This window comes from Franzmannia pantelleriensis (assembly GCF_900102875.1).
In the GTDB taxonomy this organism is placed as follows: Bacteria; Pseudomonadota; Gammaproteobacteria; order Pseudomonadales; family Halomonadaceae; genus Franzmannia; species Franzmannia pantelleriensis.
The window spans coordinates 223,610-230,271 of sequence record NZ_FNGH01000007.1; the positions used below are offsets into that span (position 1 = coordinate 223,610).

The window sequence follows — 6,662 nt, forward strand, 5'->3', positions numbered from 1 at the left end:
ATGGATCTGCTCGATGCCCTGGTCGCCGGTGGCTGGTTGATGCTGCCGCTGCTCGGCTGTTCGCTGGTGGCGACGGTAATCGTCATCGAGCGGCTGTGGACCCTGCGCGCGCGCCGCATCGCGCCGCTGGGGCTGGGGCAGGAGGTCTGCACCCTGATCCGCCAGGGGCCGGTCAATCTCTACTGGCTGGAGAGCCACTCGCCACTGGGTGGGGTGATGGCAGCCGGGCTGCGCAATGCGCGGCTGGGGCATGACCAGGTGCGTGGCCGCCTGCAGGAAGCGGCCACGGCGGTAATTCACGACATGGAGCGCTTTCTCAGCCCGCTGGGTACCATCGCGGCGATCACGCCGTTGCTTGGCCTGTTGGGCACGGTGCTGGGGATGATCGAGGTGTTCGCGGTGATCGTCAGTGCCGGTGGCGCCGAACGCAGCGCCGATCTGGCCGGCGGTATCTCCCAGGCACTGGTGACCACCGCGGCAGGGCTGACAGTGGCCATCCCCGCGCTGATGTTTCATCGCTATTTCCAGCGTCGCGTCGAGGACATTACCGTGCGCATGGAGGAGCAGGCGGGGCTGCTGGTGGAGTTCCTGGCCCATCATCAGGGAGGGATCGCGCTGGCCGAGCAGCCCGCTGCCGATACCTCTCCGGCCGCCGAGCGCGCCTGATGAGGTTCGTGCGTCGACGTCGTGCGCCGGTAGAGGTCAATCTGACACCTCTGATTGATGTGGTGTTTCTGCTGCTGATCTTCTTCATGGTCTCGACCACGTTCGAGACCCGCCAGGCGCTGGAGCTGGAGCTGCCGCAAAGCGACAGCGCCGCGCCGCTGACGGCCTCGCCGGTCACTCTGGTGGTGACGCGCGACGGCGAGTATCGCCTTGGCGAGCAGCGTCTCGATGCCGCCGGGCTGACGATGGCGCTGGCCGACGTCACCGATGCTGCACGTGAGCATGGGCTTATCGTCGAGGCCGACCGGCAGAGTGCCCATGGTGCCGTGGTCACTGCGCTCGACCGCGCCGGAGCGCTGGGTATTCAGCAAGTTCGTATCGCCACCCGCGACGGTCAAGACTCATCGACACACGGGGAGACACCGTGACGCAACAATCGGGCTGGGCCCTCTACAAGCAGCTGCTTGGCTACGTCAAACCGCACTGGAAGTCGTTTGCCGTGGCGGTGATCGGCTATGCCATCTACGCCGCTTCGAGCACCGCACTGGCGGAGATGATGAAGCGCCTGATCGATGGCATCCAGAGTCCCGATGCCGCCTTCCGCCTGTTCCTGCCGCTGTTCGTGGTGGGCATGTTCGCCGCGCGTGGGGTGGGGACCTTCCTCGGCACCTATTTCATGAGCAATGTGGCGCGCAACGTGGTGCATACGCTGCGCTGCAATGTGTTCAATCATATGCTGCACCTGCCGGGGCACTTCTTCGACGCCCATTCCAGCGGCCACCTGATCTCACGGGTCACCTACCACGTCGAGCAGGTCACCGGGGCGGCCACCAATGCCATCACCATCCTGCTTCGCGAAGGGTTGTTCGTGGTGGGGCTGATCGGCTACCTGATGTGGACCAACTGGATGCTGACACTGCTGTTCCTGGCGGTGACGCCGGTGATCGGCGGGGTGGTCAACTACGCCAGCAAGCGCTTCCGGCGCATCTCACAGCGTATTCAACACTCCATGGGCGATGTCACCCACGTCGCATCGGAGGCGTTATCCGGGTATCGCGTAGTGCGCACCCACGGCGCCGAGGGCTTCGAGCAGGCGCGCTTCGCCGAGGCCAGCGAGTACAACCGTCAGCAGAGCATGAAGGAAGCGCTGACCAAGGCGATCAGCACCCCGGTGATCCAGCTGCTGATCGCGCTGTCGCTGGCGCTGCTGGTGTGGCTGGCGATGTCGCCGGCGCTGCTCGACGACATGACCGCCGGCGAGTTCGTGGCCTTCATTACCGCGGCCTCGCTGATGGCCAAGCCGGTTCGCCAGCTCACCGAGATCAACAGCGAGGTCCAGAAGGGGATCGCCGCCTCCGGTGAGTTGTTCCAGCTACTCGAAGAGCCGGCTGAAGAGGATCGCGGCGAGCGTCTGCCCCAGCGGCTGAGCGGCGATGTCACGCTGCGTGACGTGCACTTCCGCTATGCCGACGACCAGCCTGAGGTGCTCAAGGGCATCGACCTCGAGGTCAAGGCAGGCGAAATGATCGCCATTGTCGGGCGCTCGGGCAGCGGCAAGTCGACGCTGGTCAGCCTGCTGCCGCGCTTCTATCGGCCCAGCGAAGGGGAGGTGGAGATCGATGGCATCGCGGTGGAGCAGTATCAGCTCTCGCCGCTGCGCCGCCAGATCGCCCTGGTGTCGCAACAGGTCACGCTGTTCAATACCACGGTGGCGTCCAATATCGCTTACGGCGTGCCGGATGCCGATCCCGCGGCCATCGAAGCGGCCGCCCGAGCCGCCTATGCTCATGAATTCATCGCCAAGCTGCCCAACGGTTACGCCACGGTGATTGGCGACAACGGAGTGATGCTCTCTGGAGGCCAGCGACAGCGGCTGGCGATCGCGCGTGCCATCTTCAAGGATGCGCCGCTGCTGATTCTCGATGAGGCCACCTCGGCGCTGGACAGCGAGTCCGAACGCTATATCCAGCGTGCCCTGGAGGAGGTGTGCCAGGGACGCACCACCTTCGTCATCGCCCACCGCCTGTCGACCATCGAGCGCGCCGACCGCATCCTGGTCATGGAGCAGGGGCAGCTGGTCGAGCAGGGCAGCCATCACGAGCTGCTGGCACGCGACGGCGCTTATGCGGCACTACACCGGCTGCAGTTTCAGGAGTCGGCGCTGCCATGAGCATGCGGCTCGGCGAGCGCTGGCTGGCGGCCGCCTATCGCGGTGACGCCTGGCTCAGGCTGCTGCGCCCGCTGGAAGCGCTGTACCGCTGGGCGGTGGGGCGCCGTGCGCGCGACTATGCGAGCGGCCACAAGTCGGTGTGGAAGGCGCCGGTGCCGGTGATCGTGATCGGTAATATCACCCTTGGCGGCACCGGCAAGTCGCCGCTAACCGCCTGGCTCGCCGGCTGGCTCGAGATGCGAGGCTGGCGGCCGGGCATCGTCTCGCGCGGCTACGGCGGGCGCAGCGAGCACTATCCACTGCGGGTGACCGCCGATACGCCGGCCGGTGCTTGTGGTGACGAGCCGTTGATGCTCGCCGAACAGAGTGGGGTACCGGTGGTGGTCGACCCCGACCGACCGCGCGGTGCCCGGGCGCTGCTCGATGCCGGCTGCGACATCGTGCTGAGTGACGACGGCCTGCAGCACCTGGCGCTGGGGCGCGATATCGAACTGGTGGTGGTCGACGCGCGGCGTGGGCTGGGCAACCGTCGCTGTCTGCCTGCCGGACCGCTACGTGACCCCGTCGAGCGATTGGGGCGGGTCGATGCCGTACTCATCAACGGTGAGCACGATTCGCCCTCCACGCCTTCGGGGTATCGCATGCGGCTGACGCCACGCCGCTGGCACCATCTGGCCAGCGGTGCGCGTCATGCGCTGAGCCCGCTACCCTTTGAGGCCTCGGTGCATGGCGTCGCGGGTATCGGCCACCCGGCGCGCTTCTTTGCCAGCCTGGCGGCACTGGGCCTCGAGGTAGAGCCGCATGCGTTTGCCGACCATCACCACTATCGCGCCGCCGAGTTGGCCTTCGGCGACGCGCGTCCGGTGGTAATGACCGCCAAGGATGCGGTCAAATGCCAGGCCATGCGCGACCCGCGCCACTGGTCGCTGGAGGTCGATGCCGAGCCGGACGCCGCTTTCATCACCTGGCTCGAGGCGCGCATTGACGCGCTCGCCGGGACGTCTCACCACTGCAAGAGTGCCAAGGGCCAAATATCATGACACTAGACAAGCAATTACTGGCCATGCTGGTCTGCCCGCTGTGCCAGGGCAAGCTCAAGTACGACCGCGACGCCGATGAGGTCAAATGCCACTTCGACGGTCTGGCCTTCCCGATCCGCGACGGTATCCCGGTGATGCTGGAGGAGGAAGCCCGGGTCATGGATACCGACGAGAAGCTCGGCAAGGGCTCGTCGAAGGGTGACTCGGCATGAGCGACTTCGTGGTGGTGGTGCCGGCGCGCTACGCCTCATCGCGTCTGCCCGGCAAGCCGCTGCTGGATATCGGCGGTGAGCCGATGGTGGTACGGGTCTGGCGTCAGGCGCTGGCCAGCGCAGCGGCCAGGGTCGTGGTTGCCACCGATGATAGGCGTATCGCCGCGGCGGTCGAGGCGGTGGGCGGCGAGGCGCTAATGACCCGTGATGACCACCCGACGGGGACCGATCGGCTGGCCGAAGTGGCCGAGCAGCTCGAGCTAGACGAGGGGGCCATCGTGGTCAACGTGCAGGGCGATGAACCGCTGCTGCCGCCATCGCTGATCGATCAGGTAGCGGCGCGGCTGGCCGCCGACGCCGAGGCGTCCATTGCGACGCTGGCCGAGCCGATCAGCGACGTCGAGACGCTGTTCAACCCCAACGTGGTCAAGGTGGTGCGCGACTTTCACGGGCGTGCGCTGTATTTCTCCCGCGCCCCTGTGCCCTGGGATCGTGAGGCGTTTGCCGTGCGTCCAGAGTGGCTCGAGAGCGACAGTTGGCTGCGTCATATCGGTCTCTATGCCTACCGGGTCGGTTTTCTGAATGCCTATCGCCAGTGGGCACCGGCGCCCCTCGAACAGCTCGAACAGCTCGAACAGCTGCGCGCGCTCCAGCATGGTCACCGCATCCAGGTGGCGCTGGCCTGTGATCGCCACCCGGCCGGCGTCGACACCGCCGAGGACCTTGCTCGGGTACGCCAGTGGCTGGCCGAACACCACGCTTGATGAGGAGATCGCATGCGGATTCTATTCGTCTGTCTGGGTAACATCTGCCGTTCCCCCACTGCCGAGGGGGTATTCCGGCATCGCCTGGCCGAGGCCGGCCTGGCTGAGACGGTCGCCGTTGACTCCTGTGGTACCGGAAGCTGGCACATTGGCAAGTCGCCGGATTCCCGGGCACAGGCAGCGGCCAGGCAGCGAGGTGTCGACCTGAGCCAACTGCGCGCTCGTCAGCTGGAGGCCGCTGACTTTGACCGCTTCGACTATCTGCTGGCCATGGATGACGATAACCTGGCCAGTCTGGAGGCCATGCGGCCTGCCGACTGCAGCGCGCATGTTGGCCTGCTGCTCGATTTTGCCGGTGAGCCGGGGCGCCCCGTACCTGATCCCTACTACGGTGGCGAGCAGGGGTTCGATGAGGTGTTCGATCTGGTGGAGCGGGCCGCCGATGGCCTGATCGAGCATCTGCGTGAGCGCCTGGGGCGCGGGCAGTGAGCGTCGAGCCTGCGCTGAGTCTCGAGCATGATCTCCAGGGCGCCAACACCCTGGGCCTGCCCTGTGTGGCCGAGCGTTTCGTTGCCGCCGAGTCACCGGCGACGCTGGCCAAGTCGGTGGTGCTGGCGCGCCAGCATGACTGGCCGCTGACCGTGCTGGGCGGTGGCAGCAACCTGATTCTGCCGCGGCGCCTGCCGGGGCTGGTGATACAGCCGACCTTCGCCGAGTGGCGTTATCGACGTGAGGCCGGCGGAAGTATTGCACTGCGCGCCGAGGCCGGCGTGAACTGGCACGCGCTGGTGATGGACAGTGTTGCTCGTGGCTGGTGGGGGATTGAAAACCTAGCACTGATTCCCGGCCACTGCGGGGCGGCGCCGATCCAGAATATTGGTGCCTATGGCGTGGAGTTGGCGGAGGTGCTGGACAGCGTCGAGGTGCTACATTTGGCCTCGGGACGTCAGCAGACGCTGCCTGCCACGGCGTGTCGCTTCGGTTACCGTGACAGCATCTTCAAGGGTGCGCTGGCGGGGCAAGTGGTGATCACCGCCTTGACCCTGCGGCTGAACGAGACGCCGCGGCCGCGGCTTGCCTATGGTGACTTGGCGACGCGCACGGGGAGTGCTCCCACGTCGCGTGAGGTCGCCGAGGCGGTAGCGGCGATCCGCCGTGAGAAGCTACCCGACCCGGCCCAGCTCGGCAATGCCGGCAGTTTCTTCAAGAATCCGCTGGTGAGTGCTGAGCAGGCACAGCGGCTGCTGGACGATGCCCCCGACATGCCGCACTTTGCCCAGCCGGATGGGCGGGTCAAGCTGGCGGCAGGCTGGCTGATCGATCGCTGTGGCCTGAAGGGGCTTCGGCATGGGCCCTTCGGTGTGCATGAGCGTCAGGCGCTGGTGCTGGTACATCACGGTGGAGGCGATGCCGAAGGGTTGCTGGCGTTCGCCGACGAGATTGCGGCGGTGGTCGAGGCCCGTTTCGGGGTAACGCTCTGGCGCGAACCGCGCCTCGCCGGCTAGGAAGGTGTCGAACGCATACCAGAACGCCCGCAGGCACTGCCTGCGGGCGTTCTGGTGTTATCTTGCGGGTCGGCAGCGGGCGCCGGGTTGGAACCGGCGCCCGTGACCATCACGCTTGACCGTCGTCGGCCTTGGCCTGCTGCTCGCGGCGGCGGATCTCGCGCGGGTCGTTGTGGGCACGGCGCCGACGGCGACGCGCTGCTCCCTCAGCCTTGTCGGCTGCCGGCTTGGCGTCGGCCTTGGCCTCGTCCGCCTTGGGCGCCGGGGCCTGGGCCTTGGGCTGCTCAGCCGCCGGCTTGGCGTCG

At 66.8% G+C, this 6,662-nt stretch carries 9 protein-coding genes; 8 read left to right on the forward strand and 1 reads right to left on the reverse strand.

Going from position 1 to position 6,662, the window contains the following annotated elements; all coding sequences use genetic code 11:
* The 8 genes from BLT16_RS10915 to murB are packed head-to-tail and all read left to right on the forward strand — an operon-like array spanning nucleotide 1 to nucleotide 6,357.
* Nucleotides 1–666: a MotA/TolQ/ExbB proton channel family protein gene (locus BLT16_RS10915; protein ID WP_089658546.1), complete on the forward strand. Its 666-nt coding sequence runs from the start codon at nucleotides 1–3 to the stop codon at nucleotides 664–666.
* Nucleotides 666–1,094 (forward strand): ExbD/TolR family protein, encoded by a 429-nt coding sequence (locus BLT16_RS10920; protein WP_089658547.1) that lies wholly within the window; start codon nucleotides 666–668, stop codon nucleotides 1,092–1,094. Before BLT16_RS10915 ends, BLT16_RS10920 begins: the two co-directional genes overlap by 1 nt.
* On the forward strand, nucleotides 1,091–2,836 hold the full coding sequence (gene msbA / locus BLT16_RS10925; protein ID WP_089658548.1) for a lipid A export permease/ATP-binding protein MsbA: 1,746 nt from the start codon (nucleotides 1,091–1,093) through the stop codon (nucleotides 2,834–2,836). The genes BLT16_RS10920 and msbA overlap by 4 nt, the downstream gene beginning before the upstream one ends.
* A gap of 2 nt (nucleotides 2,837–2,838) precedes the next feature.
* Nucleotides 2,839–3,876: a tetraacyldisaccharide 4'-kinase gene (gene lpxK, locus BLT16_RS10930; RefSeq protein ID WP_089658589.1), complete on the forward strand. Its 1,038-nt coding sequence runs from the start codon at nucleotides 2,839–2,841 to the stop codon at nucleotides 3,874–3,876.
* Nucleotides 3,873–4,088 carry a Trm112 family protein gene (locus BLT16_RS10935; protein ID WP_089658549.1) on the forward strand — a complete coding sequence of 72 codons (216 nt, stop codon included), beginning with the start codon at nucleotides 3,873–3,875 and terminating at the stop codon, nucleotides 4,086–4,088. Before lpxK ends, BLT16_RS10935 begins: the two co-directional genes overlap by 4 nt.
* Nucleotides 4,085–4,852: a 3-deoxy-manno-octulosonate cytidylyltransferase gene (gene kdsB / locus BLT16_RS10940; RefSeq protein ID WP_089658550.1), complete on the forward strand. Its 768-nt coding sequence runs from the start codon at nucleotides 4,085–4,087 to the stop codon at nucleotides 4,850–4,852. The genes BLT16_RS10935 and kdsB overlap by 4 nt, the downstream gene beginning before the upstream one ends.
* A gap of 12 nt (nucleotides 4,853–4,864) precedes the next feature.
* Entirely contained in the window at nucleotides 4,865–5,341 is a 477-nt protein-coding gene (locus BLT16_RS10945) for a low molecular weight protein-tyrosine-phosphatase (RefSeq protein WP_089658551.1), read from the forward strand.
* On the forward strand, nucleotides 5,338–6,357 hold the full coding sequence (murB, locus tag BLT16_RS10950) for a UDP-N-acetylmuramate dehydrogenase (protein WP_089658552.1): 1,020 nt from the start codon (nucleotides 5,338–5,340) through the stop codon (nucleotides 6,355–6,357). Before BLT16_RS10945 ends, murB begins: the two co-directional genes overlap by 4 nt.
* A 109-nt stretch (nucleotides 6,358–6,466) precedes the next feature.
* Here the strand turns inward: murB and BLT16_RS20830 are convergent.
* Nucleotides 6,467–6,662 (reverse strand): hypothetical protein (locus BLT16_RS20830; RefSeq protein ID WP_176817213.1); only part of this gene is annotated, 196 nt, incomplete at its 5' end.

Bases quoted from the DNA above. Each gene is read 5' to 3' on its own strand.
- BLT16_RS10915 (WP_089658546.1), top strand. From the start codon at position 1: ATGGATCTGCTCGATGCCCTGGTCGCCGGTGGCTGGTTGATGCTGCCG.
- BLT16_RS10920 (WP_089658547.1), top strand. From the start codon at position 666: ATGAGGTTCGTGCGTCGACGTCGTGCGCCGGTAGAGGTCAATCTGACA.
- lpxK (WP_089658589.1), top strand. From the start codon at position 2,839: ATGCGGCTCGGCGAGCGCTGGCTGGCGGCCGCCTATCGCGGTGACGCC.
- BLT16_RS10935 (WP_089658549.1), top strand. From the start codon at position 3,873: ATGACACTAGACAAGCAATTACTGGCCATGCTGGTCTGCCCGCTGTGC.
- kdsB (WP_089658550.1), top strand. From the start codon at position 4,085: ATGAGCGACTTCGTGGTGGTGGTGCCGGCGCGCTACGCCTCATCGCGT.
- BLT16_RS10945 (WP_089658551.1), top strand. From the start codon at position 4,865: ATGCGGATTCTATTCGTCTGTCTGGGTAACATCTGCCGTTCCCCCACT.